Origin of the sequence: Salinivibrio sp. VYel1 (assembly GCF_009377945.1) — a bacterium.
Taxonomy (GTDB): domain Bacteria; phylum Pseudomonadota; class Gammaproteobacteria; order Enterobacterales; family Vibrionaceae; genus Salinivibrio; species Salinivibrio siamensis.
In genome coordinates this window covers 15,516-41,905 of the sequence record NZ_RSAM01000013.1, presented here as the reverse complement: position 1 = coordinate 41,905, position 26,390 = coordinate 15,516, and the positions used below count along the sequence as shown (strand labels likewise).

General features: G+C 50.2%; 26 protein-coding genes. 11 read left to right on the top strand and 15 right to left on the bottom strand.

What is annotated here, in order from left to right; all coding sequences use genetic code 11:
* Positions 1 to 41: 41 nt before the first annotated feature.
* Together gpt and EHW58_RS12605 are read right to left on the bottom strand one after the other, a co-directional pair.
* Positions 42 to 497 (bottom strand): xanthine phosphoribosyltransferase, encoded by a 456-nt coding sequence (gene gpt, locus EHW58_RS12610; protein ID WP_069361135.1) that lies wholly within the window; start codon positions 495 to 497, stop codon positions 42 to 44.
* A 56-nt stretch (positions 498 to 553) separates the two neighbouring features.
* Positions 554 to 1,846, bottom strand: coding sequence for an NCS2 family permease (locus EHW58_RS12605; protein ID WP_046073747.1), 1,293 nt, complete (start codon positions 1,844 to 1,846; stop codon positions 554 to 556).
* A 702-nt stretch (positions 1,847 to 2,548) separates the two neighbouring features.
* On the opposite strand from EHW58_RS12605, the gene EHW58_RS12600 reads away from it, so the two are divergent.
* Positions 2,549 to 4,024 carry an aminoacyl-histidine dipeptidase gene (locus EHW58_RS12600; RefSeq protein ID WP_152796829.1) on the top strand — a complete coding sequence of 492 codons (1,476 nt, stop codon included), beginning with the start codon at positions 2,549 to 2,551 and terminating at the stop codon, positions 4,022 to 4,024.
* Here the strand turns inward: EHW58_RS12600 and dinB are convergent.
* The 10 genes from dinB to bolA form a co-directional block, all read right to left on the bottom strand.
* The gene (gene dinB / locus EHW58_RS12595) at positions 4,021 to 5,097 is read right to left on the bottom strand and encodes a DNA polymerase IV (RefSeq protein ID WP_077578616.1); all 1,077 of its coding nucleotides are present in this window, start codon (positions 5,095 to 5,097) and stop codon (positions 4,021 to 4,023) included. The two genes, EHW58_RS12600 and dinB, sit on opposite strands and share 4 nt — an antisense overlap.
* A gap of 54 nt (positions 5,098 to 5,151) precedes the next feature.
* Positions 5,152 to 5,373, bottom strand: a complete 222-nt coding sequence (gene nqrM / locus EHW58_RS12590; protein WP_046073749.1) for a (Na+)-NQR maturation NqrM — start codon at positions 5,371 to 5,373, stop codon at positions 5,152 to 5,154.
* 98 nt (positions 5,374 to 5,471) lie between these two features.
* Positions 5,472 to 6,488, bottom strand: a complete 1,017-nt coding sequence (locus EHW58_RS12585; RefSeq protein ID WP_152796828.1) for an FAD:protein FMN transferase — start codon at positions 6,486 to 6,488, stop codon at positions 5,472 to 5,474.
* Between the two features lie 84 nt (positions 6,489 to 6,572).
* Positions 6,573 to 7,796, bottom strand: a complete 1,224-nt coding sequence (gene nqrF / locus EHW58_RS12580; protein WP_077668158.1) for an NADH:ubiquinone reductase (Na(+)-transporting) subunit F — start codon at positions 7,794 to 7,796, stop codon at positions 6,573 to 6,575.
* A gap of 31 nt (positions 7,797 to 7,827) precedes the next feature.
* Complete coding sequence (nqrE, locus tag EHW58_RS12575; RefSeq protein ID WP_046073752.1) at positions 7,828 to 8,424, bottom strand: NADH:ubiquinone reductase (Na(+)-transporting) subunit E; 597 nt, start codon at positions 8,422 to 8,424, stop codon at positions 7,828 to 7,830.
* A gap of 6 nt (positions 8,425 to 8,430) precedes the next feature.
* On the bottom strand, positions 8,431 to 9,063 hold the full coding sequence (locus EHW58_RS12570; protein WP_046073753.1) for an NADH:ubiquinone reductase (Na(+)-transporting) subunit D: 633 nt from the start codon (positions 9,061 to 9,063) through the stop codon (positions 8,431 to 8,433).
* Entirely contained in the window at positions 9,056 to 9,859 is an 804-nt protein-coding gene (locus EHW58_RS12565) for a Na(+)-translocating NADH-quinone reductase subunit C (protein ID WP_152796827.1), read from the bottom strand. Before EHW58_RS12565 ends, EHW58_RS12570 begins: the two co-directional genes overlap by 8 nt.
* Positions 9,849 to 11,090 carry an NADH:ubiquinone reductase (Na(+)-transporting) subunit B gene (locus EHW58_RS12560; protein WP_152796826.1) on the bottom strand — a complete coding sequence of 414 codons (1,242 nt, stop codon included), beginning with the start codon at positions 11,088 to 11,090 and terminating at the stop codon, positions 9,849 to 9,851. Before EHW58_RS12560 ends, EHW58_RS12565 begins: the two co-directional genes overlap by 11 nt.
* Before the next feature lie 3 nt (positions 11,091 to 11,093).
* Positions 11,094 to 12,434, bottom strand: coding sequence for a Na(+)-translocating NADH-quinone reductase subunit A (locus tag EHW58_RS12555; RefSeq protein WP_152796825.1), 1,341 nt, complete (start codon positions 12,432 to 12,434; stop codon positions 11,094 to 11,096).
* Between the two features lie 419 nt (positions 12,435 to 12,853).
* The gene (gene bolA / locus EHW58_RS12550; protein WP_152796824.1) at positions 12,854 to 13,165 is read right to left on the bottom strand and encodes a transcriptional regulator BolA; all 312 of its coding nucleotides are present in this window, start codon (positions 13,163 to 13,165) and stop codon (positions 12,854 to 12,856) included.
* 175 nt (positions 13,166 to 13,340) lie between these two features.
* Between bolA and EHW58_RS12545 the strand changes: the two genes are divergently transcribed.
* From EHW58_RS12545 to EHW58_RS12515, 7 genes are all read left to right on the top strand, one after another.
* Positions 13,341 to 14,483, top strand: coding sequence for a methyltransferase (locus EHW58_RS12545; protein ID WP_152796823.1), 1,143 nt, complete (start codon positions 13,341 to 13,343; stop codon positions 14,481 to 14,483).
* 19 nt (positions 14,484 to 14,502) lie between these two features.
* A complete protein-coding gene (locus EHW58_RS12540) occupies positions 14,503 to 15,072 on the top strand; it encodes a YajG family lipoprotein (RefSeq protein WP_046073758.1) in 570 nt (189 codons plus the stop codon).
* Positions 15,073 to 15,074: 2 nt separating this feature from the next.
* On the top strand, positions 15,075 to 15,635 hold the full coding sequence (locus tag EHW58_RS12535) for a peptidylprolyl isomerase (protein WP_152796822.1): 561 nt from the start codon (positions 15,075 to 15,077) through the stop codon (positions 15,633 to 15,635).
* 21 nt (positions 15,636 to 15,656) lie between these two features.
* Complete coding sequence (locus EHW58_RS12530; RefSeq protein WP_152796821.1) at positions 15,657 to 17,051, top strand: MFS transporter; 1,395 nt, start codon at positions 15,657 to 15,659, stop codon at positions 17,049 to 17,051.
* A gap of 221 nt (positions 17,052 to 17,272) precedes the next feature.
* Positions 17,273 to 18,106: an outer membrane protein OmpK gene (locus EHW58_RS12525; protein WP_152796819.1), complete on the top strand. Its 834-nt coding sequence runs from the start codon at positions 17,273 to 17,275 to the stop codon at positions 18,104 to 18,106.
* A gap of 88 nt (positions 18,107 to 18,194) precedes the next feature.
* On the top strand, positions 18,195 to 19,085 hold the full coding sequence (locus tag EHW58_RS12520; RefSeq protein ID WP_152796817.1) for a 2-dehydropantoate 2-reductase: 891 nt from the start codon (positions 18,195 to 18,197) through the stop codon (positions 19,083 to 19,085).
* Positions 19,082 to 19,687, top strand: a complete 606-nt coding sequence (locus tag EHW58_RS12515; protein ID WP_152796815.1) for a DJ-1 family glyoxalase III — start codon at positions 19,082 to 19,084, stop codon at positions 19,685 to 19,687. The genes EHW58_RS12520 and EHW58_RS12515 overlap by 4 nt, the downstream gene beginning before the upstream one ends.
* Before the next feature lie 69 nt (positions 19,688 to 19,756).
* On the opposite strand, the gene thiI is transcribed toward EHW58_RS12515, so the two are convergent.
* The 3 genes from thiI to pomA all read right to left on the bottom strand — a co-directional run bounded on the left by thiI (position 19,757) and on the right by pomA (position 23,100).
* The gene (gene thiI / locus EHW58_RS12510; protein WP_152796813.1) at positions 19,757 to 21,205 is read right to left on the bottom strand and encodes a tRNA uracil 4-sulfurtransferase ThiI; all 1,449 of its coding nucleotides are present in this window, start codon (positions 21,203 to 21,205) and stop codon (positions 19,757 to 19,759) included.
* A gap of 148 nt (positions 21,206 to 21,353) precedes the next feature.
* Positions 21,354 to 22,292, bottom strand: a complete 939-nt coding sequence (locus EHW58_RS12505) for a flagellar motor protein MotB (protein WP_046073764.1) — start codon at positions 22,290 to 22,292, stop codon at positions 21,354 to 21,356.
* A 46-nt stretch (positions 22,293 to 22,338) separates the two neighbouring features.
* A complete protein-coding gene (gene pomA, locus EHW58_RS12500; RefSeq protein WP_172969993.1) occupies positions 22,339 to 23,100 on the bottom strand; it encodes a flagellar motor protein PomA in 762 nt (253 codons plus the stop codon).
* Between the two features lie 222 nt (positions 23,101 to 23,322).
* On the opposite strand from pomA, the gene xseB reads away from it, so the two are divergent.
* The 3 genes from xseB to dxs are packed head-to-tail and all read left to right on the top strand — an operon-like array spanning position 23,323 to position 26,362.
* On the top strand, positions 23,323 to 23,568 hold the full coding sequence (gene xseB, locus EHW58_RS12495; protein ID WP_046073766.1) for an exodeoxyribonuclease VII small subunit: 246 nt from the start codon (positions 23,323 to 23,325) through the stop codon (positions 23,566 to 23,568).
* Positions 23,561 to 24,460 (top strand): (2E,6E)-farnesyl diphosphate synthase, encoded by a 900-nt coding sequence (gene ispA / locus EHW58_RS12490; RefSeq protein WP_152796811.1) that lies wholly within the window; start codon positions 23,561 to 23,563, stop codon positions 24,458 to 24,460. The genes xseB and ispA overlap by 8 nt, the downstream gene beginning before the upstream one ends.
* A gap of 27 nt (positions 24,461 to 24,487) precedes the next feature.
* A complete protein-coding gene (dxs, locus tag EHW58_RS12485; protein WP_152796809.1) occupies positions 24,488 to 26,362 on the top strand; it encodes a 1-deoxy-D-xylulose-5-phosphate synthase in 1,875 nt (624 codons plus the stop codon).
* Positions 26,363 to 26,390: the final 28 nt, after the last annotated feature.

Genomic DNA, 26,390 nt, shown 5'->3' with positions numbered 1-26,390 from the left:
CGTAACAACGCGACGTTTTTTGGGGTGGGAGTATGAATGACTTACTTGGCGATGGGATCAATATAACTGACCGCCATATCCCAAGGCTGTTCAATCCAGGTGTCTTGGGCAATGTCGACCACATAGTCATCAACCAAAGGCTTCCCAGCCGGCTTGGCACTGACGGTGACAAAACGGGCTTTCGGATATAACTGGCGGACCATTTCTGCGGTACCCCCGGTATCGACCAGATCATCCACCACGATAAAGCCTTCACCATCACCTGGGGCTTGCTTCACCACTCGCATATCGCGTTGATGGTCATGGTCATAGCTTGAAATACACACAGTATCGACATGACGAATACCCAATTCACGAGCCAGTATGGCTGCGGGTACGAGGCCTCCGCGGCTTACGGCAATAATCCCCTTCCATTGCTCTGCGGGCAGCAATTTCTCCGCCAACTGACGGGTGTACATCTGCATATTGTCCCAAGTGATAATAAACTTATTGCTCATGGTGAAAACCTCGTGGCGACTCTCGCCTTGTTATAACATCAATGTGGGCAGCTGTTTTACACCAAGAAAACGAACTTGAGTAAGAACAACCCCGCCAAAATCCAAATACTGACAGGGACTTCTCGCCCTTTGCCCGCAAAGGTTTTTACGGCACAAAACGCAATAAAGCCAAGCCCGATACCGCTTGCAATCGAATACGTCAGCGGCATCAGCAAACAGACAACCACCACAGGGGCCGCTTCTGTGAGATCTCGCCAATTGATACCGACTAAGCCAGACATCATCAAGATCGCCACATAAAACAATGCGCCGGCGGTCGCATAAGCTGGCACCATCCCCGCGAGCGGCGCAAAAAAGAGCGCGAGCAAAAACAAGATGCCGACAACGACCGCCGTTAGGCCTGTGCGCCCGCCCGCGGCGACCCCGGAGACACTCTCAATGTAAGAAGTCGTGTTTGACGTGCCTAAAAGCGCCCCGACGGAGGTCGCGGTACTGTCTGCCAGTAAAGCACGATTTAAACGCGGTAGTTTACCATCTTTGTCGAGAAGTTCCGCGCGCTGTGCCACACCCACTAAGGTTCCTGCGGTATCAAAAAGGTCAACAAACAAAAATGCGAACACAATCGACACCAACCCCACTTCCAATGCGCCAGAAAAATCTAGCTGCATAAACGTCGGTGCTAAGCTCGGTGGTGCTGACATCACGCCCCCATAAGCCACATCTCCGGCAATCACACCAATCACGGTGACCGCTAAAATGGCAATCATGACCGCCCCTTTCAAACCACGATGCACAAGGCCAATGGTCAGGAAGAACCCGAGTGCCGCCATCGCGGGGGCGAACGCGGTCACATCGCCCAGTGCCACCATGGTGGCTGGATGATCAACCACAATCCCCGCATTTTGTAAGGCAATCAGTGCCAAGAAAAGACCAATACCAGCGGAGATCCCCGTCCTCAATGACATAGGAATGGAGTTAATAATCCACTCTCGCACGCGCAATACACTCAGCAAGATAAAACATAGGCCCGAGATAAAGACCGCCGCTAGCGCAACTTGCCACGAGTGTCCCATTTGCAATACCACCGTGTAGGTGAAGAAAGCATTCAAGCCCATCCCCGGCGCCTGCGCCACCGGATAGTTGGCAACAATCCCCATCACCAAACAACCAATTGCGGCAGCGAGACAGGTGGCGACAAAGACAGCGCCTTTGTCCATGCCCGTTTCGGCTAAAATCGATGGGTTGACGAATATGATGTACGCCATGGTTAAGAAAGTGGTAAACCCAGCAATCACTTCCGTGCGAAGATCTGTGCCATGGGCCTTGAGTTTAAATAAACGCTCTAACATCGGTTATGTCCCAAACTAAAAGTGGTGTATCGCTAGATACCAAAAGGAAAACGTTTGCGTGGTAAAATTTGGCGCAAATCTTACCGATCGATGGCGGAAATTTCCAGCGTAAAAAGACCGGAACAAGGGTAAATATCGCCGACTCGAACAGATAACTGTCAAAATCGTCATTATTCGGTAGCAAACAGGCAAAAAAAACGCCACACATTGTGCGGCGCCAGAATTAAAGCGTTTGCTTCTGGATCAGAAATGTCTCTGTAAGAGCGGGGGAATCGTAAAACTTACTTGCTATACCCGAACGGTGCCGGATACGTAAAACCTTGTGTATAGACTGACTGCTGGTTCCAGTAGTAGCTTGATACCATGCCTTCCATTTTTAACCTCTCTCAAGTTTAAACCAATGTTGTTCACATTTATCTCGGTTCCTTGGAGGCGAATACTCGGGTTCACTCCATGAACAACTGGCAAGCTTGGTTGCCAATGTCTAGATAATACCCCAATGGTAATTTATTTACAAGCATAATGGTGACCATAGTCACAAAAAGTTCATATGTGTAATTTAATTACAGTAAAAACGCCTAGTAATGCTGGCATAAGTGGTTTCTCTCCGTGACTGTTGTCGACATAGAGACAGTGATATCCTTGGGTTTGTTTTTCCATTCCAGAGAGGCCTGCTACGAAAAAGGCCATAGATAAAATAAAATGGAGTCTACCGTGTCTGAAATCAGCCAATTATCACCCCGCCCCGTTTGGGCATTCTTCGACCAGATCTGTGCTATTCCTCATCCCTCTTATCATGAGTCGCAACTTGCTCAATTTATTATCGACTGGGCTAAAGGGCGCGGCCTAGACGTCCGTCAGGATCAAACGGGGAACGTATTTATTCGTAAACCGGCAACGCCCGGAATGGAAAACCGTAAAGGGGTCGTACTCCAAGCCCACTTGGATATGGTGCCGCAGAAAAACGAGCATACCGATCACGATTTCACTCGCGATCCTATTCGTCCTTATGTCGATGGTGACTGGGTGACCGCTGATGGCACGACATTAGGCGCGGACAATGGCATTGGCATGGCTTCATGCCTTGCGGTACTAGACGCTGATGACATTGAGCATGGCCCGCTAGAGGTGCTACTTACCACCAATGAAGAAGCCGGAATGGATGGCGCATTTGGCTTGGAAGCAGGATGGCTAGAAGGCGACGTTTTGCTCAACACGGATTCGGAGCAAGAAGGCGAAGTCTATATGGGGTGTGCCGGTGGCGTCGATGCCAGCATGCATTTTCCGATTGAGCGACAAATCAACGACGAGGAGCTTGCGCGCTTTACCGTGGGGATCAAAGGGCTAAAAGGTGGTCACTCAGGAGTCGACATCCACACCGGACGCGCCAATGCCAATAAATTACTGGCCCGTTTGCTCAGTCATCATCTTGGAGAAACGGATACACGCCTACTCGCATTGCGGGGCGGCACCTTGCGTAATGCCATCCCGCGAGAGGCGTTTGCCGATATCGCCATCCCTAAAGGCCAGCAGCAAGCGCTGGCGGCGGCTGTCGATGATTTTGCCATGCTGATGAAAGACGAACTTGGCCAGCTTGAACAGCAAGTCACTGTCATTCTAGAGCCGTGTGATAACCCCATTGCACCGCTGACACGCGCCGTGCAATCCCGTTTATTGGCGGCCTTGAATGCCGCACCAAACGGCGTTGTCAGAATGAGTGATGATGTTCCGGGTGTGGTCGAAACGTCACTGAATTTAGGGGTTATCAACACCGAAGAGGATCGCATTACTGTGCTATTTCTGATCCGCTCGTTAATCGATTCGGGCAGAGAAATGATGCAGGGGATGCTGCAATCTTTGGCAAGCCTCGCCAATGTCACGGTCGAGTTTTCAGGCGCATATCCAGGCTGGAAGCCCGATCCTGACTCACAAATCATGCATATTTTCCGTGACACCTATGAAGGTATTTATCAGCGTAAGCCTGACATTATGGTGATTCATGCTGGCCTTGAATGTGGCTTGTTTAAGAAGCCGTATCCAACGATGGATATGATCTCCTTCGGCCCGACCATCAAGTTCCCACATTCACCCGATGAAAAAGTGCATATCGATAGTGTGGGCCATTACTGGCAGCAAATGCAGGCGATTTTAAAGGCGATCCCCACTAAATCAGCCTAACCCAGTAAGCTAAGTTGGGGGGCATTATCGTCCCCCAATCCCACCGATAGTCCAATCAGTCGTATGTGTCGTCCCTCTCCACGATAAAACGCCTCATGCAGCAAGGTATCAAACAACGCGCGGTCAAGTGACTCGCATCGATGCGCCACCGTGGTGGTTTGAAAATCATTGAACTTGATTTTTATCCCCTGCCGACAAATTCGGCCACTAGCATCGGCTTTTTCTAAGCGAACCAATAACGCTTGATAGAGGTGATCTATCCAGGGTAGACAGGCCTCGAGCTGGTCAATATCCTCCGAGAGGGTCCGCTCTACGCCCACGGATTTGCGAACTCGCTCAACTTCAACCTCTCGTGGGTCAATACCGTGCGCCCGCTGCCATAGCACGGCACCAAATTTCCCCATCCGCTGTATCAAATCGGTTTGATCGCAGGCCTGGATATCTGCGCAGGTAAAAAGGTTCCATTCATGTAGTTTCGTCAATGTGACTCGACCCACACCAGGAATTGACTGCAAAGGGAGGTCACGGACAAAGTCATCCACCTGCTCAGGCCCCACCACACAAATGCCATCCGGTTTGTTTTTGTCTGAGGCGACTTTAGCGACAAACTTCACCGGTGCTACACCGGCTGATGCGGTGAGACCAAGCTCTTGATAAATATCGCGCCGAATCGCTTGAGCTATCCGCGTCGCAGAGTTTTGTAGACAAACAGTGTCGGTGACATCGAGGTAAGCTTCATCCAAAGATAACGGCTCGATGAGATCGGTGTAGCGATGAAAGATAGCATGAAGCTGCTGAGACACTCGGCGGTATTTGCCCATATCGCCGCGCATCACGGTTAACCCAGGGCACAGTTTAAGAGCTTGGGCGGTCGCCATTGCCGAGCGGATCCCAAATCGGCGCGCCGGATAATTACAGGTCGCTATCACACCTCGCCCATCTGCAGATCCACCAATTGCTAAGGGAATGGTTTGTAACGCAGGATTATCCCGCATTTCAACGGCCGCATAAAAACAGTCCATGTCGATATGGATAATTTTCTTGCTCGCTCGGCGGGTTTTTGAGCTCGTCATTATGCTGCGTCGCTAACAGCCCAACCGTGGCGGTCACCACGGTGGGCATTCTCTTTAGATGATTTGGTTTTTCTTCCATTCACGCGTTTTTTCCGCGCGATCTTCTCGCTTTTTCCGCGCATCACATGGCTCTGGGCAGTCGCACTCTTTCTCGATACCGACGGCCCCTAAGCCACCACAGCTACCACTGATCGTTTTCTGCTGCACGATGTAACCAATTGCCATGCCGGCAATGACGAGTACAAAGACAGCAAAGGTGATAAGAAAAACTGACATAATTGCTCACCTACTTTTAGTCGTCACGCTCAGCAACATAACGCTGAACGCTAGTTCCACGCCTAATGCGTGTAATAGCCGCCAGTGCGCGTGACGCACTAACGGTTTAGGTATGGTTTAAAGGCCTCTGACGCCATTTCTGTAAACCCGTCATCGGTTTTGACCACCATAAACGCGGGAATATCCGCTTGGTTGGCCAGCGCCATGGCCTTTTCCGGCCCCAACACCATAAAGCCCGTCGCTAAACCATCGGCGGTCATGCAAGACGGATCAAGCACAGTGACGGACACGAGGTGATGATTAATGGGTCGTCCTGTTTTGGGGTCGATAATGTGCGAATAACGTACACCATCTTGCTCAAAATAGTTACGGTAATCGCCAGACGTAGCGACGGCCATATCACCGGGCTGAATGATCTCTTGCACAGATTGCGCGCCAGTACTGGGTTTTTCGATGGCAATCCGCCACGGGTTTTGATCTTGGTTGACACCCTTTAATTGTAACTCACCGCCAATCTCAACCAAATAATTATCGAGACCAAGCGTGGCGAGATAATTGGCGACCATATCTACCCCATACCCTTTGGCAATCGTCGACAAATCGACATACAAGTCAGGATGGGTTTTGGTGAGGGTGTTGCCTTCAACCTGTAAATGCTCCAACCCAATCCTTTCCATGCGTGAGGCGATGTCTTTGTCGCTCGGAATATTCTCTGGGCGTTTCTCGGGGCCAAAGCTCCATAAGTTCACCAACGGGCCTACAGTGACATCGAGCGCCCCTTGAGTGAACTCATTCAGCCGAATCGCTTCTTTCACCACGGTCGCGGTTGCTGGCGATACGTCCATTGGTGTATCTGCTTTCCGCTGATTGAACTGGCTGAGTTCAGAATCGGTACGATACGTCGACATCTGATCGTTGACTCGTTCCAAGCGCTTATCAATTTCAGCTTGAATCACATCCTGTGATGGCGCGTTGTCGGTGGCGATATATTTCACCGAGTAGTATGTTCCCATGGTCTCACCGGTCAGATGCACCAGCTCAGGAGCACGGTCGCAACCGAGCAATCCGACAGCTAGCGCAAATACCCATGCACAGCGTAACCATAACGTCTTCATAGTGGTGTCCTTCGACATCAGTTTCATACGTAAAATGGCTGACCCATAGGCCAGCCATTAAGAGGTAAGACAGACTGTCGGTGTTTACCCGCCGAAATCATCCAGAAGAATGTTTTCGTCTTCGACACCCAGGTCTTTAAGCAAACCAATCACGGCGGCGTTCATCATCGGCGGCCCACACATGTAATATTCACAATCTTCTGGCGCTTCATGATCTTTCAAGTAGTTTTCATAAAGGACATTGTGAATAAAGCCCGTGTCCCCTTCCCAGTTATCCTCTGGAAGCGGATCCGATAGCGCACAATACCACTCGAAGTTATCGTTTTGCTCTTGGAGCATATCGAAGTCTTCGACATAGAACATTTCTCGCTTAGAGCGCGCACCATACCAGAAGGTGATCTTGCGATCGGTGTTCAGACGCTTAAGCTGGTCAAAGATGTGTGATCGCATTGGCGCCATACCGGCACCACCACCCACAAATACCATCTCCGCATCGGTGTCTTTAGCAAAGAACTCACCGAATGGCCCAGAGATTGTACACTTGTCACCTGGCTTGAGTGACCAAATATAGGACGACATCTGACCTGGTGGCACATCAGGATTACGTGGTGGTGGCGTTGCCACACGCACGTTCAGCATGATAATGCCTTCCTCTTCTGGGTAGTTTGCCATCGAGTATGCACGGATAATCTCTTCATCCACCTTCGACTCATAGCGGAAAAGATTAAACTTCTCCCAGTCTTCACGATATTCTTCAGGAATATCAAAGTCTGAGTATTTGATGTGATGCGGTGGCGCTTCAATCTGAATATAACCGCCAGCTCGGAAGGGAACCGACTCGCCATCAGGGATACGCAGTTTAAGCTCTTTGATGAAGGTGGCTTTGTTATCGTTGGAGATAACTTCACATTCCCACTTCTTCACCCCAAAGATTTCTTCGGGAAGCTCAATTTTCATGTCTTGCTTGACTGCAACCTGACATGAAAGACGCTCACCTTCACGTGCTTCACCTTTGGTGATGTGGTCAAGCTCGGTCGGCAGAATATCACCACCACCTTCTTTGATCTTCACGCGGCACTGACCACATGAACCACCGCCACCACAGGCAGACGATACAAACACACCAGCACCGGCCAGTGCGCCAAGCAGTTTACCGCCTGGCTGAGTAACGATCGCTTTTTCAGGATCGTCATTGATATCAATTGTGACGTCTCCGGTTGGTACCAGCTTGGATTTGGCGAACAAGATCACCAATACCAATGCCAGCACAATCAGAGTAAACATCACTACACCAAGAATAATGTCCATTGACTATTCCTTTTCTCGCAGTTTACCCGGCTTACAGTTGCACACCAGAGAAAGACATAAAGCCCAATGCCATCAGGCCAACAGAGATAAAGGTGATCCCCAATCCCCGCAGTGCTGGCGGCACGTCTGAATACTTCATTTTCTCACGGATACCCGCAAGGGCGACGATGGCTAACATCCAGCCTACCCCAGAGCCAAAGCCGTATACGACTGACTCTGCGAAGTTGTAATCACGCTGTACCATAAATGATACGCCACCAAAGATGGCACAGTTCACCGTAATCAACGGCAGGAAGATACCTAACGCGTTATAAAGTGGCGGGAAGAAGCGATCTAATACCATTTCCAAAATCTGAACCAATGCGGCGATAACACCGATAAAGGTCACAAAGTTGAGGAAGCTAAGATCGATCCCTTTCACCAGTGCATCTTCACGTAGGATCAGGTTATAGACTAAATTGTTAACCGGTACTGCGATAGTCAATACCACCACCACGGCGACACCGAGGCCGAACGCTGTTTTTACCTTCTTGGACACCGCCAAGAACGTACACATGCCGAGGAAGAATGCCAGCGCCATGTTCTCAATAAAGATTGAGCGCACCAGCAGGCTCAAATAATGTTCCATGTGCTGTTACTCCTTCGCTTCAACTTGTTCTGGTTTGAAGGTACGCACAATCCAAATCAAAAAGCCGATTAGGAAGAATGCAGATGGGGCCAATAGCATCATGCCGTTTGGCTGATACCAACCCCCTTCACTGACTACAGGCAGAATAGACACGCCAAAGACAGAGCCTGAGCCCAGAAGCTCGCGGAAGAAGGCAACCGTCATCAGAACGAAACCATAACCTAGTGCGTTACCCAAACCATCGATAAATGACGGCAGCGGCGACGATTTCATCGCATACGCTTCCGCGCGGCCCATCACGATACAGTTGGTAATGATAAGGCCAACAAATACCGATAGCTGCTTGGAAATATCGTAGACAAAGGCTTTGAGTGTCTGGTCAACCACGATAACCAATGACGCGATGATCGCCATTTGCACGATGATACGTACACTGTTAGGAATGTGGTTGCGGATCAGCGATACGAACAAGTTAGACATAGCGGTCACGAACATCACCGCCAAGGTCATAACAAAGGCCGTTTGCATCTGCGTGGTCACCGCCAGTGCCGAACATACACCGAGAACCTGAAGGGCAATCGGGTTATTGTCTAACACCGGCGATAGCAGATTTTTCTTCAGTTCTTTCGCTTCAGCCATTGGTCAGGCCTCCCTCACGAACTTTTGCTAGGAATGGACCAAAGCCCAAATCACCTAGCCAGAAATCAAATTGTTTCTCCACACCGTTACTGGTCAGGGTTGCACCCGATAGCGCATCAATACCGTGTTCACTATCACTCGGTGCACCGCCTTTAACCACCTTGATAGCAGGCTCGCCTTGGTCGTTAAACAGCTTTTTGCCATCCCACTTCGCGCGCCATTTCGGGTTTTCAACTTCGCCACCCAAGCCCGGCGTTTCACCTTGCTCGTAATAGACGATGTCTGCCACCGTATTGCCATCGGGCTCGACCGCAACAAACGCATACATCATGCTCCAAAGACCTGAGCCTTTAACTGGCAAGATGAGACGTTGCAAATCACCTGCGTCGTTTTTCACTAAGTAGATCTTCGCGATATCAGCACGACGGCCAAAACCCGCAATGTTTTCCTTACCACTCAGTTTTCTTGACAATTCAGGGTCTTTGGCGGCTTCACGCTGATCATAGTCAGCGACTTCCTCAACATTCACCGCATCAGCGCTAACAAAGTCGCCTTTTTCTAGGCTAACTAGGCGCGGCTCAATGTACTTGTTGTACGCATCGTTTATCGCACTCTTACCGCCCGACACATCAATGCCGGCGACTGAAAGAATGTTCTTTTGTACGTCTAGCTTTGCGTTCATCTGCTGCAAAGGACGTAGCGCTACCGCTGCACCGGACACCACGATTGAGCACACCAAGCTCAACGCGATAACAACGATCAGCGTTTTCTTAATACTATCGTTACTACTTGCCATTACGAGCCAGTCTCCGTTTGATGTTGCCCTGAATCACCAAGTTATCGAACAAGGGTGCAAACAGGTTAGCGAACAGGATCGCCAGCATCATGCCTTCAGGGTATGCTGGGTTGACCACGCGAATGATCACAGCCATGGCACCGATCAATGCGCCGTACCACCACTTCGCTTTGTTAGTAAACGCGGCTGAAACGGGATCCGTTGCCATAAACATCATGCCAAATGCAAAGCCACCTAGTACCAAGTGCCAGTAAAAAGGCATGCTAAACATTGGGTTAGTGTCGGAACCAATCAGGTTAAACAGGGTTGCCGCAACGGCCATACCCAAGAAGGTACCTAAGATGATGCGCCATGAGGCAATGCGCATATATACCAAGGCCGCACCACCAATCAAGATAGCCAAGGTTGACACTTCACCGATAGAGCCAGGGATATTACCGATAAAGGCGTCCATCCATGACATCGCTTGCCCGGAGACATTATGTTGCAATGCGCCCTCGCCGCCGGCATACCATTGGCTCAGTGCCGTTGCGCCTGAGTAACCGTCTGCAGCAGTCCACACCAAATCGCCAGAGATCTGCGCGGGATAAGCAAAGAACAAGAACGCGCGTCCCGCAAGGGCAGGATTCAAGAAGTTACGTCCGGTTCCCCCGAAAATCTCTTTTGCAACTACCACACCAAAGGTGATACCCAGTGCAGCCTGCCATAATGGAAGAGTTGGCGGCACGATCAACGCAAAGAGAATCGAGGTAACGAAGAAGCCTTCGTTGACTTCATGCTTACGCACGATGCAGAACAGGACTTCCCAGAAACCACCCACAATAAATACGGTGGCATAAATAGGCAGGAAGTAGGTGGCCCCTAGAATGGTTTTGGTTCCCCATCCCGCGGCGGCTAGCGGCCCCGCAATCGACTCGGTGAGCCAATAATGCCAGTTACCACTGATCACCTGTGCCAGTTGGTCACCAGAATACAAGTCCATCAATCCCATGATGGCTTGGTTACCTGTGTTATACATGCCCCAGAACATCGCGGGGAACACAGCAAACCACACCATGATCATGATGCGTTTCAAATCGATGCTGTCACGCACGTGAGCGCCGGCTTTGGTCACCATACCCGGGGTGTACAAAATGGTGGCAACCGCTTCGTACAGGGCAAACCATTTTTCATGTTTGCCACCTGGCTCAAAGTGTGGCTCGATTTGCTCTAGAAAATTTTTAAGGCTCATCAGTTACCCTTCCTTCTCAATCTTTTCTAGGCTTTCGCGGAGCATTGGTCCGTATTCGTACTTGCCTGGACAGACAAAGGTACAAAGGGCCAAATCCTCAGGATCTAACTCCAGCGCGCCCAGCTGTTGCATGCTATCTGTATCGCCAGCACAGATATCACGCAGCAGCATTGTTGGCTCGATATCTAGTGGCATTACTCGCTCATAATTACCGATTGGTACCATGGAACGATCACTGCCATTGGTCGAGGTGGTCAAATTGAAAAGTTGGCCTTTGAATAGGTGACCAAGGTAAGCACGCGTCACTGAGAAACGGTTTTTACCTGGCGACAACCAACCAAACAGCTCTTTCTCATTGCCTTCGCGCAATACAGAGACTTGCAAGTGGAAGCGACCCAAATAAGCATGTGGGCCAGACGCTTTTGTCCCCGACAGCACAGAGCCAGAGATAACACGGCTTTCACCCGCCATTAGCTCGCCTTCAGTCAGCTCATCAAGGTTCGCGCCTAACTGCGTGCGCACCAAGCGTGGCTTGTTAACCATCGGACCGGCCAATGACACCACACGATCAGTGTTGATTTCACCGGTAAGGAACAAGTGGCCGAACGCTATCACATCTTGGAAATTAAGATGCCACACCTTTTTCTCCATGCTTGCTGAGCGCAAGTGGTGGATATGGGTGCCCACTAAGCCTGCTGGGTGAGGACCAGCGAAGACATGTTGTTCAACGTTAGGTTGCTGACTGGTAGGTAACTCAACATCCGCCTTACAGACAAACACTTTTTTGTCAGTTAAACGGGAGAGTACATCAAGACCTGCGATGAAGGCCTCTTTTTGCTCATCAATGATCACTTTCGGATCCGCGGCGAGCGGATTAGTGTCCATCGCATTAACAAAAATGGCTTCCGGCACCGCATCAATAGCGGGTGAACGGCTGAACGGACGTGTACGGAGCGCGGTCCACATACCCGACTCAACCAATTGATCAACCACCGCTTGACGCTCAATGGAGGCCAATTGCGAGGCTTCGTACTTGTTGAATGTCACTTGCTCGTTGCCATCGACTTCAATGACGACAGACTGAAGAACACGTTTGGCACCGCGGTTGACTTCAACCACTTTACCGGCTGCGGGAGCAGTAAATATCACACCAGGGTTTTTCTTATCTTCGAAAAGGCCCTGGCCTTTTTTCACCACATCACCCACTCGCACATGCATAGTGGGGCGCATTCCAACGTACTCTTCGCCAAGCAAGGCGACTTTCTTGACGGCTGGGCCATCATTTATCACCTGAGCAGGAGTCCCAGCAATGGGGATATCCAAACCCTTTTTTATTGTAATCATACGCACTTGCACTACATTAACGGGAAAAAGAATTCTGTTATTGCGCAGTTAAAGACACGACTTTCGACTGTATGGTGGCCTGAGGGCGCACCGTCGCAACATCCTGCTAACCATGACGTTACACAAAGGTAGCCTAGGTTAGTCTTTAAGCACGGCATTCTATCACTAACCCCAGTATTGATTCTATGGGTATTGTCACCAGGGCGTGGCAATTATGCATACCTGTACAAACAATGCTCGTTGTAAGCTCACAGTTTTACTGTTGTTATTTTGCTCGCTTTAAGGTTAGGGTACCCAACCTCAAGCCGTTGGCGTTGTGTGCCAAGCGACGCATTGATAGGCACGCCAACGACGACTTTATGTAAGAATTTGTTGCCATAACGTGAAGAATCAACACGCCTAAGCACATTGGCTAACTCTTATTTCAAACCACCACCGCGACATGCGGGTGAGTCTGGTGCATGTGCTTGCTCTTGCCACTCTTCTGGGGTGTAAGTGTGAATGGCCAATGCATGAATATCATCAGCAAGCTCGTCCGCCAAAGTGGTATTGATAGCACGATGACGCTGTATTAAACGCTTACCTTCAAACTCATCTGATACCACGACAACCTTAAAGTGGCTCTCTGCCCCTTCAGGTACGTTATGCATGTAGCTTTCATTGCGGACATCAAGATGAACAGGCGCAAAAGCCTGGGTCAGTTTCTCTGTAATTTGCGTTTGAGTTTTCATGGCTTCCCCAACCGATTAAGGGCAAGTTGCCCAGATCTTAGTCGTTATCGATAAAATTGCGAATTCAATAGCCTGATCACGCCATCATTAATGGCATACGCACCGAGTTTGAATTGCAGTTGTGGTGTGAGTGCGACAATATACGCAGTCTGTGACCTCCGACGCAAACGCTCCCATGAAAACAGAACTTGCAACCCCAAGCGGCGAATCTCCCCTGACACTACACCGCTACCCGCGCCGAAAAAATGAAACGCTCCAGGCCTTTGATGCGGCAGATGAATATATCATTGAGCACGCTAGCACCTGGCAACTTGAGGCCGGCGATCGAGTTTTAATTCTCAATGATCAATTTGGCGCGTTGAGTTGTTGGGCAAGCGCGCTGGGTTGTGACGTGGTCTCCGTCAGCGACTCCGTGGTGTCACAAAAAGCAACCCTCGAAAATCTCCGCCAAAACCAGCTTCCACACATTGAGCTGGTAAAGAGTACGGAACCACTGCCTAAACGGTTTGATGCGGTGCTCATGCGGGTGCCTAAAAGCAGTAAAATGTTGGCATGGCAACTTCAGCAACTGGCTTCTGTGACGACACCGGCCACACGCATCCTCGCCGGTGCCAAGGCAAAAGAGATCCATACCTCTACGCTGAATCAGTTTGAGCACTGGCTTGGGGCAACCACCACCTCGTTGGCAAAGAAAAAAGCGCGCTTGATTTTTGTTACCGCTAACGCCCAGACTCAAAAGCCAACCGAGCCACTTAGCTATGTCGATGTGCCTGAGTTTTCGATGCGCTTGGCTAATTGGCCCAATGTTTTTTCCGCCAAAAAGCTGGATATCGCGGCTTACTTAATGCTTCCGCAAATCCCAAGTTCGCGCGACGAAAGAAAAATAGTGGATTTAGGCTGTGGTAATGGTGTGCTTGCCCTGCAGGCGGCACGTACCAACCCACAGGCATACATTTATGCGGTCGATGAAAGCCATATGGCCGTCGCCAGCGCAAAACACAACCTTGAAAGCCATGGTATTGACGCGCGCCGTTTCCAATGTGAAGCGCGAGATTGCCTTACCGGTTTTGAACCCACAGATATTGACCTAGTGTTATGTAATCCACCCTTTCACCAGCAACAAACCATCACTGATCACATTGCTTGGCAAATGTTTTGTGACGCAAAACGTGTTCTGACCACGAATGGTGCGCTTTTAGTCATTGGCAATCGTCATCTTGGCTATCATACTAAGCTAAAACGTCTTTTTGGTAACGTGACTGTCGTTGCGTCAAATAAAAAATTCGTTATTCTCAAGGCAGTCAACGCCCAATTTTAACAAAAGGATGCTGAACCCCATGAAGAAACTGATTATTGCCGCCGCTGTGCTAGTCCTAGCGGGCTGCTCAACACCTCGCGAGCCACAACTAACGATTGCACCGTCTCCAGCGTCATCCAATCAGCAACAGGTCAACAATCTTCCTGTGGTGGTAAAGAGTAAGGACTTACGGACGGCTCAATTCGTCGCGGTGATTGATAGCGGTCGCTCCAATGTCAAACCTTTGCACGCCAGCCAAAACTTGCGCGTGGTTCTTGAAGACACACTTTCACGCCAGCTTTCTGCACAAGGGTTCCGCGTCGTGGCAAACGGCCCTGGCATGTTACGTTTAGATATTCTCGACGCGTTAGTTCGTGTAAAACACACGGTGTTTAAACACGATATGGAAGCGTCCGTACAGCTGCAGCTGGTCGCTGAATCGCCCGATGGCCGCTTTGTAAAACGTTATACCGGCAAATCAACCCAAAGTGGCGTCAGCAGCGCTTCGCCCGATGACATCGAAATGGCATTAAACAACCTGCTGGAAGCTGTCTTGCAGGACATTGCCAATGATGAGCAGCTACTTGATCACATGAAAGCGCACTTTTAATCATGAAAGTACGTACACTTTTATGGGTACTTGCACTGGCGGTTGCGCCAGTGCAGGCCAATGTGATGGTAGCCGTTGAAACAACCCAAGGAGACTTTGTCTTGCAACTTAATGAGGACAAAGCCCCCGAGACGGTCAGCAACTTTTTACGCTATGTCGAGGATGGCAGTTACATCGGCACCCAATTTCATCGGGTGATCCCACGTTTTGTCGTACAAGGAGGCGGATTTGATAAAGACCTCAATCGCCGTCCATCCTATGAGCCAGTCGATAATGAGTCGCGTAATGGCCTGCGTAACCGTCGCGCGACTATCGCGATGGCCAGAACCCAAGATCCGGACTCTGCCACCCGCCAGTTTTACATCAATGTCAGTGATAATGGCTTTTTAGATGCAACCCCCAATAAGCTGGGGTATACCGTGTTTGGCCGCGTGGTGGAAGGATTTAACACTATCTTGACCATGACCGAGCAGCCAACCGTTACTATCCCCAGCAAACGGATGCAAGATGTGCCGCAGCAACCGATTATTATTACCGCTATCGACAGTGTGTCGTCACCCTAGTATTCATGTAGGCCCTTTGCTATGCAGTCATCCAAGCTAAAAACGACCTTGGCGGCCTACGCCGACCGTCGCCTGCTCTTTGTTTTTTTAATGGGGTGCTGTAGTGGTTTCCCTTGGGTATTAATTGGCTCCAACTTAAATGGTTGGCTGGCCGATGAGGGGTTATCGCGCACGGCTATTGGCCTTTTTGGCTCTGTGTTTGTCCTTTACGCCGTTAACTTTTTGTGGGCCCCCCTGCTTGATAGGCTTAAGATCCCAGTATTGAATGAGAAGCTCGGCCATCGCCGCAGCTGGATTGTGGTGACACAATCATTGATGCTTTTAGCCACCTTGGCCTTGTCTCGCGTTAACATGCAAGGCCTGCAAGCGATCGACCCATGGGTCACCACCCTTGTACTTTCGTCGCTGATTTTTTCTATCGCCCTCGCATCAGCCACGCAAGATATCGCCATTGATGCCTTCCGTATCGATAACTTCGCCGAGCACGAAACCGAGAAGTTTCCGCTCGCCTCGGCCATGTCGGTCATTGGTTGGTGGACAGGTTATTCCGTGCCTGGCTATATCGGTTTTATTAATGCCGATGCCATGGGGTGGAACCAAGTTTATGTGATTATGGCCGGCTTTGTCGGCTTAATGATCTTGGCTACCCTGTATGTCAAAGAGCCTGTCAGTGATCGCGAACAGCGCCAAGACAAGGCCACCAAACATTACCTCAATCAAGGCTATAGTGGCTTCCAAGCTTGGTTTGCCGTTACCGTCGTGGAACCTTTTGCCGAATTCTTTCGTCGCAACGGTATCAATGTGGCACTCACGCTGTTGTTGTTTGTGTTTTTGTTCAAATTGGGCGAAGCCTTTCTCGGCCGTATGTCGATTGTGTTTTACAAAGATGTCGGCTTTACTAATGAGCAAATTGGCTATTACTCCAAGCTGGTCGGCTGGGGACTCACTGTGATCTACACCCTGATTGGCAGCTACATTAATCTGCGCTTTGGCGTGATTAAAGGCCTATTTATTGGCGGTGTCGCCATGGCATCCAGCAACTTAATGTTCGCGTGGATTGCGATGGTCGGCCCCAACGAGCATCTGCTACTGGGTGCCATCTTGGTAGACAACTTTACCTCCGCGTTTGCCACCATTGCGTTTGTCTCCTTTTTAACCTTCTTAACCGGTCGCGCGTTCTCAGCTACCCAATATGCGCTGCTCGCGTCCTTGGGGAACTTAGGTCGCACCACAGTCGCGTCATTCAGTGGCATGATGGTCGACTGGCTCGATAGCTGGTCAACATTTTTCGTAATAACTGCGTTAATGGTGATCCCGGGACTGGTCATGCTGATCTATATTGGCAGGCACTTTCGCCAACCTCCGTCACAAAATGATAAGCGTGCTGGACATTGCCTAGATTCCCGTCGCGACTAACCCCGACATATCACAGTGGAGTGCAAAATTTTGTACGACGCTGTGAGTGTTTTAGTAACAAAGATCACATAAAACTGTCATGCAACGCTTTACAACTTGCCGCGGATCACAGCCTATTTTTGTGTCTATGTTTATTACATTCTTTATAGTGAACTTAATCAATATACTGCCTCTGTCCAATGCGCACTGCGCAACAACAAGACCCAGCAGAGGCAGTCACTATGAAAAAATCCCTACTCGCACTCGCCGTTATCGCCGCCAGCGGTGTATCCGTTGCCAACGCCGCCGATTACTCGGATGACATTTACAAAAATGATCATAAATGGCTTCAGTTTAATGCCATGTATGCCATTAACGAAAAGCCGCAATTTGGTGATGACACCGATAAAGACCATAACTATCTCGAGATGGAGTTTGGCGGCCGAAAGGGGGTGGTCGAGCTCTATGGTTATGTGGATATTTTTGACTTGGCAGAGAGCGACAGCGACAACAACAACAAAAAAGGTGCAGATAAAACCTTTATGAAGTTGGCACCGCGCTTCTCAATTGATGGCATCACCGGGCAAGATTTGTCATTTGGCCCGGTACAAGAAGTCTACTTCTCGACTCTGTTTAACTGGGGGGGCGGAAATAGCGGTGAAAACGAGGCTCCTAGCACTAATAACTCGTTCTGGGGTATCGGTGCCGATGTTGAGCTACCTTGGTTTGGCAAAGTGGGCATGAACCTTTATGGCTTGTATGACATCAATAAAAAAGATTGGAATGGCTATCAGTTCTCGACTAACTGGTTTAAACCTTTCCACTTTTTCGACAATGGCAGCTTCCTGTCGTACCAAGGTTATATCGATTACCAATTCGGTGCTGACGATACCTTTAAAGGCAGCAGTCAGGCGACCCATGGCGGTGCGATGTTTAACGGCCTGTACTGGCACTCAGACAACTACGCCCTTGGTTACGGCCTAAAAGCGTACAATGACGTCTACTTAATTGAAGATGCCGGTACAACTGAAAGCTCGGGTATTTCTCACTACCTTAGCGCGACCTACAAGTTCTAATCTATCCAGCGCCGGTCCCTGCCGGCGCTTTGCTCCCTGCTCTATATTGTCTGTGATACACTGGCCTTTTCATCGATAGGCAAGTGTCATGCGGATCACCTTGATAGGCGCTGGTGCGATCGGCACCTTATGGGCGGTAAAATTAAGCCAAGCGGGTCATCACGTTCATCTTATCACCCGCGATAGCGCTCATCAGCGAGAGCTCAACCTGGACGGCGCCTCCCTTACCTTGCCCGCCAATCAACCAGGCTTACTTCGATACAGTGATCTTTGGCTGGTATGCACCAAAGCCTATGACGTGCAAGCAGCCTTAACCCCGTGCTTTACTCATCTTGAGCCGGAGACCATGGTGATGTTGATGCATAACGGCATGGGACCGCATCAATGGCTCATTGATTCTCTACCAGCCAGCCAACCGCTGCTACTTGCAACCACCTCACAAGGTGTATTTCGTGCTGAAACAGGCGAGTATCAACACACGGGCAATGGCCCCACGGCGCTCGGAGCAGGTAACAAAGCCGGTGAAGCCTGCCAGTTTCTCGCCGATGTGTTGGATCATACCTTGCCGACAGCAACTTGGCAGACCAATATCATTGAATCGCTATGGTATAAACTGGCAGTCAATAGCGTCATCAATCCGCTCACCGCCTTACACGGGATCAAAAACGGTGAGCTGCTCAAGCTTGATTATGAGCCAATCATTGATGCGCTGTGCCAAGAGTTGGCCACTGTAATGCGAGCAGAGCGGATCCTTGCCTCTGCCACCGAAGTACGTCAACGTGTGGAAACAGTCGCCAAGGCAACCGCAGACAACTACTCTTCAATGAATCGGGATGTGTTTTATCAGCGCTCCACAGAGCTGGAATACATTACAGGCTATGTGTTACAACGGGCACAGGCACACCAGATCTCAACCCCACACCACCAGCAGCTTTATCAAGCCATGCAACAAGCACAAAGGAATAAGGAATCATCATGAGTGACAAACGCATCCTGATTTGTATTGCTAACGGCACTGAAGAAATGGAAGCCGTGACCGCCATTGATGTCATGAAGCGCGCCAGCTTTAACGTCACTGTGGCCAGTGCTGATCCGGATGGCGCGCTGACGCTAACCTGCTCGCGTGGTGTGAAGCTAGTTTGCGACGCGGCGCTGGCGATGGTGGCCGATCAACCATTTGACTGTGTGATCTTACCCGGAGGGGTTGAAGGCGCGCAGTGTTTGGGGGATAGCAACCTTGTGACTGAAATGGTTAAACAACAACAGAGCGACAATGCGTGGGTGGCAGCCATTTGTGCCGCACCAGCTTTGGTGCTACAACGCCACCAGCTATTCCCACAGTCACACATGAGTTGTCACCCGAGCGTTAGCGATCAGATCCCAGAGCAATGGCTAAGCCGCCGCCGCGTGATGACCGATTATGACCACCGTTTAATTACCAGTCAGGGGCCAGGCTCGGCAATGGAGTTCGCGATTGAAATCGTTTACGTGCTGGGCGGCAAAGCCTTGGCATGGCAAGTCGCGGAGCCGATGATACCTCTGCCTCAACTGCATTATGAGAAAAAGTTTACAGAAGGCTAGGCTCATGCAAGGCTCAAACGTAAACAGGCAGCCAAATGGCTGCCTGTTTTTATTGCGGCAAAACCTGCGTTACACCCGATACACTTTGACATTCTCAAAGCCCATATCTTTAAGATACAGCGCCTGCAAGCGACTCATCACGCCTCGCTCGCAATAGAGCAAATAGGTTTTCGTTTGGTCAAGGTCGCCAAACTGGGTCGCCAGTTTAAAGAAGGGAATATGCACGACATCGACGCCTTCAATCTCAAGAGGCTTATCTTCTTGCTCTTCACGGCTGCGAATATCAAGCACGACCGCGCCGTTCTCTACCTCATTAACCAGCTCCGCTTCCGGCGCTTTTTCTTGGCTCAATGCTTCGATATCACGGATATCCATCACAGTGGCGTTATCAACCACTTGTTCTAGCAAGCTAAAATCAAATTTGGTTTCTTCGTGTTCCAGCTTAGCTTTTTCGGCTTTCACCGTTGGCTTTTTGGAAATCACGCCACAATACTCAGGCATGGTCTTGGCGAAATCTTCCGTACCAATTTTACGCGCCGTTTGAATAATGTCTTCTTTGTCCCAATTAATCAGTGGACGCAAAATCAAGCTATCGGTGACATTATCAATCATGCGAAGGTTGGTCAGTGTTTGGCTCGACACCTGTCCTAACGCCTCACCGGTCACCAGTGCCTGAATACCAAACCGTTTGGCCACCATGGCCGCCGCACGCATAAACATACGCTTAAGCACCACGCCCATTTGCGCGTTATCGATATTTTCCAGGATGTTGTTAACAACTGGCTCAAAATCAATCGAAATAAACTTCACTTTGGCCGACGAGCCAAATTTATTCCATAGGTAATGAGACACCTGCTGCACACCCGTTTCATGCGATTTTCCGCCTAGATTAAAGAAACAGTAGTGCACTTTACTGCCGCGTTTAATGTGTAAATAACTGGAAACGCCTGAATCGAACCCGCCAGAGATCAAGCTCAATACATCTTCTTGTGTACCGAGCGGAAAGCCCCCCAAGCCTGCGTGACGATGTTTCACCACGTTGAGCTTGTCGTGGTCCACTTCCATCATCACGGTGATATCCGGTTTTTTCAGTTGCACGCTGGCCGACGGGACGGCTTGGTTTAATCCGCCACCGACATAGCGCTCAAGATCGATAGAGGTAAAGTCATGCTGCCCACGACGCTTAGCGCGCACACAAAAGGTTTTGCCTTCGATTTGATGACGTACGCCCGCCAAAGTGAGCTCATAGATATGATGTAAATCGTTAAACAGGGTTTGCTCAACCTCAAGCACGGTTTGCACGCCTGGTGTGTTGCTCAGCACATCCAAAACCAATTGGCGCTCGTTAGGTTGTTTTAACGTCACCTCAATGTGATCCCGACGGTTATATACCGCCGTATTATCAGTCCGACGCTTTAAAATATTACGAATATTGCACTCGAGGATTTTTGTAAAACGCTTTCTGACTGACTCACTTTTGACGATCACCTCAGGGTGAATTTTAACGATAAACTTCATAACCGGTTCGATACAGCTGGAAACAAGGCCGCGGATTATACAATAACCAGGCTGCTGCTGAAACCGGGTATTTTTGCGTCGCTAAAAAGTGGGAGTGACCGGTGACAACTTGCCCTATCAGACAGTCAGTTATCACCGGGATAGGCCGCTAGGGGGCATTGGGAGCCGCGTTCTCGGTAGAGATTTCATCCGAATAGGTGGGTTTTCCTTGGATCACAGCAATTTCCACGCGTCGGTTAGATGCACGGTTTTCCGGTGAGTTGTTCGGGGCACGCGGCTTGGTATCCGCCAGGCCTTCCACTTTCATCCTTAAATGGTTAAAACCAGGCACTTTCTCCATCTCTTGTGCCACTGACACCGCACGCTGTGCGGAGAGATCCCAATTGGATCGGTACAGCTCTGACTCCAAAGGTGTGCTGTCGGTATGTCCTGAGACTTTTATTTCCCCCGGCACGTCTTTTACCAGTTGCGCGATTTGACGCACCATTGGGCGGAACTTAGGCTGCAGAAACGCCGAGTTTTGTGGAAACGCCCCTTTTTCGCGGATCCTTATCACCAACTGTTGCCCTAAATTCTCTACTTCAACCGCGCCTTCATCGATTTCGCGTTGCAACGCCTGCATCAACGCCTTTTGCAGCTGCTCAAGTTGCTGCTGCATTCGCTGCTGCTCCAATTGTGACGCCACTTGGGCGCTGGTGCCGCCTTCCTTATCTGATGTATTGCGTTGGGAGCCGCCCGACCGATCATCTTCGCCCTCTTGAAAGTCCAAGGTGCGCTGCGTCATATCAATGGTTTGCTGCATGATGACTTCAATCGGTGTCGGCTCTGGGCGTCCCGGACGGAACTCCTGGGCAATCACACTGGTCCCTTTGGGAATGTCTTTCACCTCAAGGACATTTTGTACCCCGAAAGCGAACTTCATCGAACCGGCAATTTGCTTAAACTTAAGCACATCCATCTCTGAAAATGACAACAGAAGGACGAAAAAGCACATAAGAAGCGACATCAAGTCCGCAAACGTCCCCATCCACGGCGGTAAGCCGGGAGGCGGACATTTGCATTCCTCTTCTTCTTGTTGTTGTGCCATGAAGACTCCTTAATTGGCGCTCGCTGAAGCCAAAACCTCAGTCCGATTAATTATCGACATCAACCTCACGCTTACCCTCATTGAGATAGTTTTTCAAAAAGCCATCAATGACACGCGGGTTTTGTCCATCTTGAATCGCAAGTAAGCCGTCCATAATCAAGCGTCGATTCAGTTTCTCTTGCTCCTTGCGCAAGGCAAGTTTATTGGCGATGGGGGTCGCCACCATGTTGGCCAACATCGCACCGTACATGGTGGTCAACAAAGCAACCGCCATTGCAGGGCCAATCGCCTTCGGATCATCCATGTTCGATAGCATGGCCACCAGCCCTATCAAGGTCCCTATCATCCCCATCGCTGGCGCTACATCAGCCAAGGCACTGTAAAAACCGATGCCATGATCGTGGCGCTCCTCGGTAAGGTTAATGTCTTTGTGCAACGTGGCACGAACCACATCGGCATCATGACCATCGACGAGCAAGTCCACGCCTTTTTGCATAAACGAGTTACTCACTTCCATCTCTTCCAAGGCAAGGAAGCCACCTTTACGCGCCGCATCAGCCATCTCAATAATCTTGGCAATCAAGTCCTCTGGGTCATCAGATTTGAACATGAACGCCTTGCCTGCAATTTTAAAACTGCCAAAGAACTGCCCCATAGTGTACTTGGTGAGAACCACAAATAAGCTCCCCCCGATGACGATCAGCACCGATGGCACGTCAAAGTACATGTTCATGGTGCCGCCCAACAGCATCGCCATTATTACGAATGCAAACGAGCCGAGAATGCCGATGAGCGTCGCTATATCCACGTCAGTCTCCCTTAAATTACGTCAAGTCATTGTTTTTCATTTTTAGGGTATTGGTTATATCGGCAACCAACCCTATAGGTTTAGCGTAAATCCGCTGATACCAACAAGGATAACATGCCTTTTACCACGGTGGCGCCAAGCACACAAAAACACGCCGAGTGGTTTGACCGCCCTTAACCACTGAGTTACCGTCTAGCCTCTCTTTTCTAATTTTATGGCATCATGGCTGTGAAGAAACCAGAAAATATGACCTTTGAGGACACGCTCAAAGAGTTAGATAGCATTGTCGGTGCGCTAGAGTCCGGCGAACTCCCTCTCGATACCGCGATGAAACGTTTTGAACGCGGCATTGCACTCACGCGTCAAGGACAAAAAACCCTTGCAGACGCCGAGCAACGCGTCGAGATCTTGCTTTCGCAAGAAGATGATGGGCCACTGACTGAGTTTTCTCCTCAAGACGATGATTAACACTGTTGTACACGATGCGCTGCGCGAAACGCAAACCCGAAGTAATCAACAACTCGAAGCGTGGCTTGATACCTTATCCTCTCAAGATCAACCGCTTATCCAGGCAATGCGCCATGGTTTGCTCTTGGGTGGTAAACGCATTCGCCCCTTTCTAACCTATGCCACAGGGCAGTTGTTTGGTGTGCCACTTGCGCAAATTGATACACCGGCTGTCGCCGTGGAGTGTATTCACGCCTACTCGTTGATTCATGATGATTTGCCTGCCATGGATAACGACAGCTTGCGACGCGGGCAGCCAACCTGTCATGTCGCCTTTGATGAAGCGAGCGCGATTTTGGCCGGTGACGCGTTACAAACACTGGCCTTTACCGTGCTGGCTGAAGGCGAACTCAATCCAGCGGCCGAACCTTACCGTATACATATGGTGAAAACCTTGGCTACGGCCAGCGGTGCGGCGGGTATGTGCCTAGGACAATCATTGGATTTAGCCGCGGAGGGACGTGCTGTTGATCTTGAAGCACTCAAACGCATTCACCACAATAAAACCGGTGCATTGATCAAAGGGGCGGTGAGGCTCGGCGCTTATGCCGCTGGCGAGTCCGGCGTGCGCCATTTAAGTGCGCTTGATCGCTTTGCTGACGCCATCGGTCTCGCATTTCAAGTTCAAGACGACATTTTGGACATTACCAGCGATACCCAGACACTGGGTAAGCCACAAGGGTCAGACGTAAACGCAGAGAAAAGTACCTACCCGGCATTGCTGGGGCTGGCCGGTGCACAAGAAAAAGCCGAACAACTTTACCGAGAGGCACTACACGCCTTGGAGGCAATCCCCTACAATACCGAACAATTGGAAGTTTTTGCCCGATATATCATCGAGCGCAACAACTAGCATGATTAATAAAAGCGCCGAACCATTATGACACTGGATATATCAAAATACCCCACTCTCGCTCTTGCTGATACGCCGGAAGAGTTGCGTACCTTACCACGCGATCATCTGCCGCAGCTTTGTGAAGAGTTACGTACCTATTTACTCAACACGGTCAGTCACTCAAGTGGCCACTTTGCCTCTGGGCTGGGTACCGTGGAGCTGACTGTAGCGCTGCACTATGTGTATAACACGCCCTTCGATCACCTCGTTTGGGACGTAGGGCACCAAGCCTATCCGCACAAGATCCTGACTGGACGACGTGAGCGCATGCAAACTATCCGGAAAAAAGACGGTTTGCACCCCTTTCCGTGGCGCGGAGAAAGCCCCTACGATGTGCTGTCGGTTGGTCATTCCTCAACGTCCATCAGCGCCGCGCTCGGTATGGCCATTAGTGCGCAAAAAGAGGGGCAGAATCGACGTGTAGTCAGTGTGATAGGCGATGGCGCAATCACCGCTGGGATGGCATTTGAAGCCATGAATCATGCCGGCGATATCAAACCCGATATGCTCGTGGTACTCAACGACAACGAGATGTCCATTTCTGAAAACGTCGGCGCGCTGAATAATCACTTTGCCCAACTCCTCTCTGGCAATGTCTACACCAGTATTCGTGAAGGCGGTAAGAAAGTATTGTCGGGCGCGCCACCAATTAAAGAGTTAGTGCGCCGCGCGGAAGAGCACCTTAAAGGCATGGTTGTCCCAGGCACCATGTTTGAAGAGCTGGGCTTTAACTACATTGGCCCAATTGATGGCCACGATGTCGAAGAGTTAGTCAAAACCCTCAAAAATATGCGCCATTTAAAAGGGCCGCAGTTTTTGCACGTCATGACCAAAAAAGGCAAAGGGTACGAGCCGGCGGAAAAAGATCCGATTGGGTACCATGCCGTGCCTAAGTTTGACCCCAGTGTACACACGCTGCCTAAATCCAAGCCAGCGAGCCCAACGTTTTCTAATGTGTTCGGCGACTGGCTATGTGATATGGCGGAACAAGATGACAAGTTACTCGCGATTACGCCAGCCATGCGCGAAGGCTCCGGCATGGTGCGCTTTTCTAAAACGCACCCAGACAAATATTTTGATGTCGCCATTGCTGAGCAGCACTCAGTGACGCTGGCTGCAGGCATGGCAATCGGTACCTACCACCCTGTGGTGGCCATTTATTCGACCTTCCTACAGCGCGCCTATGATCAAGTCATTCACGATGTCGCGATCATGAATTTACCCGTGCTGTTTGCCATTGACCGTGGCGGGATTGTTGGCGCAGATGGCCAAACCCACCAAGGCGCTTTTGATTTAAGCTATTTACGCTGTGTCCCCAACTTGGTGGTGATGACGCCAAGTGATGAAAACGAGTGTCGCCAAATGCTGTATACCGGCCATATTCATAATGGGCCAGCGGCGGTGCGCTATCCTCGCGGCAGTGGTATCGGTGCAGAGATTGAACAGAAGATGCAAGCGATGCCGATTGGCAAAGGCGTGATCAAACGTCGGGGAACACGGTTAGCCATCCTCAACTTTGGTACCTTATTGCCGCATGCTCAGGAAGCAGCAGACGAGCTGGATGCCACCTTGGTTGATATGCGCTTTGCCAAACCTTTAGATGAAGCGCTGCTACTCGACATGGCCAAGAAGCATGACTGCCTGGTCACCGTGGAAGAAAATGCGGTCGCAGGTGGTGCAGGCTCCGGGGTGATTGAAGCGATGATGCGCCATGGAGTTATCAAGCCTGTACGGCAAATCGGTTTACCCGATCGCTTTATCTCTCAAGGCACCCAGCAAGAAGTGCATGCCGAGCTTGAGCTCGATGGTCCCGGCATTAAGGCTCAAATTCAGCGTTACTTGGCCACGTTGGCTGAATAGGGGCGTTGACTGCGTAGAGGCGTCGTTT

What these genes read in the sequence shown, in the direction of transcription:
- gpt (WP_069361135.1), bottom strand. Translation starts at nt 497, where the DNA reads ATGAGCAATAAGTTTATTATCACTTGGGACAATATGCAGATGTACACC.
- EHW58_RS12605 (WP_046073747.1), bottom strand. Translation starts at nt 1,846, where the DNA reads ATGTTAGAGCGTTTATTTAAACTCAAGGCCCATGGCACAGATCTTCGC.
- EHW58_RS12600 (WP_152796829.1), top strand. Translation starts at nt 2,549, where the DNA reads ATGGAGTCTACCGTGTCTGAAATCAGCCAATTATCACCCCGCCCCGTT.
- dinB (WP_077578616.1), bottom strand. Translation starts at nt 5,097, where the DNA reads ATGACGAGCTCAAAAACCCGCCGAGCGAGCAAGAAAATTATCCATATC.
- nqrM (WP_046073749.1), bottom strand. Translation starts at nt 5,373, where the DNA reads ATGTCAGTTTTTCTTATCACCTTTGCTGTCTTTGTACTCGTCATTGCC.
- EHW58_RS12585 (WP_152796828.1), bottom strand. Translation starts at nt 6,488, where the DNA reads ATGAAGACGTTATGGTTACGCTGTGCATGGGTATTTGCGCTAGCTGTC.
- nqrF (WP_077668158.1), bottom strand. Translation starts at nt 7,796, where the DNA reads ATGGACATTATTCTTGGTGTAGTGATGTTTACTCTGATTGTGCTGGCA.
- nqrE (WP_046073752.1), bottom strand. Translation starts at nt 8,424, where the DNA reads ATGGAACATTATTTGAGCCTGCTGGTGCGCTCAATCTTTATTGAGAAC.
- EHW58_RS12570 (WP_046073753.1), bottom strand. Translation starts at nt 9,063, where the DNA reads ATGGCTGAAGCGAAAGAACTGAAGAAAAATCTGCTATCGCCGGTGTTA.
- EHW58_RS12565 (WP_152796827.1), bottom strand. Translation starts at nt 9,859, where the DNA reads ATGGCAAGTAGTAACGATAGTATTAAGAAAACGCTGATCGTTGTTATC.
- EHW58_RS12560 (WP_152796826.1), bottom strand. Translation starts at nt 11,090, where the DNA reads ATGAGCCTTAAAAATTTTCTAGAGCAAATCGAGCCACACTTTGAGCCA.
- EHW58_RS12555 (WP_152796825.1), bottom strand. Translation starts at nt 12,434, where the DNA reads ATGATTACAATAAAAAAGGGTTTGGATATCCCCATTGCTGGGACTCCT.
- bolA (WP_152796824.1), bottom strand. Translation starts at nt 13,165, where the DNA reads ATGAAAACTCAAACGCAAATTACAGAGAAACTGACCCAGGCTTTTGCG.
- EHW58_RS12545 (WP_152796823.1), top strand. Translation starts at nt 13,341, where the DNA reads ATGAAAACAGAACTTGCAACCCCAAGCGGCGAATCTCCCCTGACACTA.
- EHW58_RS12540 (WP_046073758.1), top strand. Translation starts at nt 14,503, where the DNA reads ATGAAGAAACTGATTATTGCCGCCGCTGTGCTAGTCCTAGCGGGCTGC.
- EHW58_RS12535 (WP_152796822.1), top strand. Translation starts at nt 15,075, where the DNA reads ATGAAAGTACGTACACTTTTATGGGTACTTGCACTGGCGGTTGCGCCA.
- EHW58_RS12530 (WP_152796821.1), top strand. Translation starts at nt 15,657, where the DNA reads ATGCAGTCATCCAAGCTAAAAACGACCTTGGCGGCCTACGCCGACCGT.
- EHW58_RS12525 (WP_152796819.1), top strand. Translation starts at nt 17,273, where the DNA reads ATGAAAAAATCCCTACTCGCACTCGCCGTTATCGCCGCCAGCGGTGTA.
- EHW58_RS12520 (WP_152796817.1), top strand. Translation starts at nt 18,195, where the DNA reads ATGCGGATCACCTTGATAGGCGCTGGTGCGATCGGCACCTTATGGGCG.
- EHW58_RS12515 (WP_152796815.1), top strand. Translation starts at nt 19,082, where the DNA reads ATGAGTGACAAACGCATCCTGATTTGTATTGCTAACGGCACTGAAGAA.
- thiI (WP_152796813.1), bottom strand. Translation starts at nt 21,205, where the DNA reads ATGAAGTTTATCGTTAAAATTCACCCTGAGGTGATCGTCAAAAGTGAG.
- EHW58_RS12505 (WP_046073764.1), bottom strand. Translation starts at nt 22,292, where the DNA reads ATGGCACAACAACAAGAAGAAGAGGAATGCAAATGTCCGCCTCCCGGC.
- xseB (WP_046073766.1), top strand. Translation starts at nt 23,323, where the DNA reads ATGGCTGTGAAGAAACCAGAAAATATGACCTTTGAGGACACGCTCAAA.
- ispA (WP_152796811.1), top strand. Translation starts at nt 23,561, where the DNA reads ATGATTAACACTGTTGTACACGATGCGCTGCGCGAAACGCAAACCCGA.
- dxs (WP_152796809.1), top strand. Translation starts at nt 24,488, where the DNA reads ATGACACTGGATATATCAAAATACCCCACTCTCGCTCTTGCTGATACG.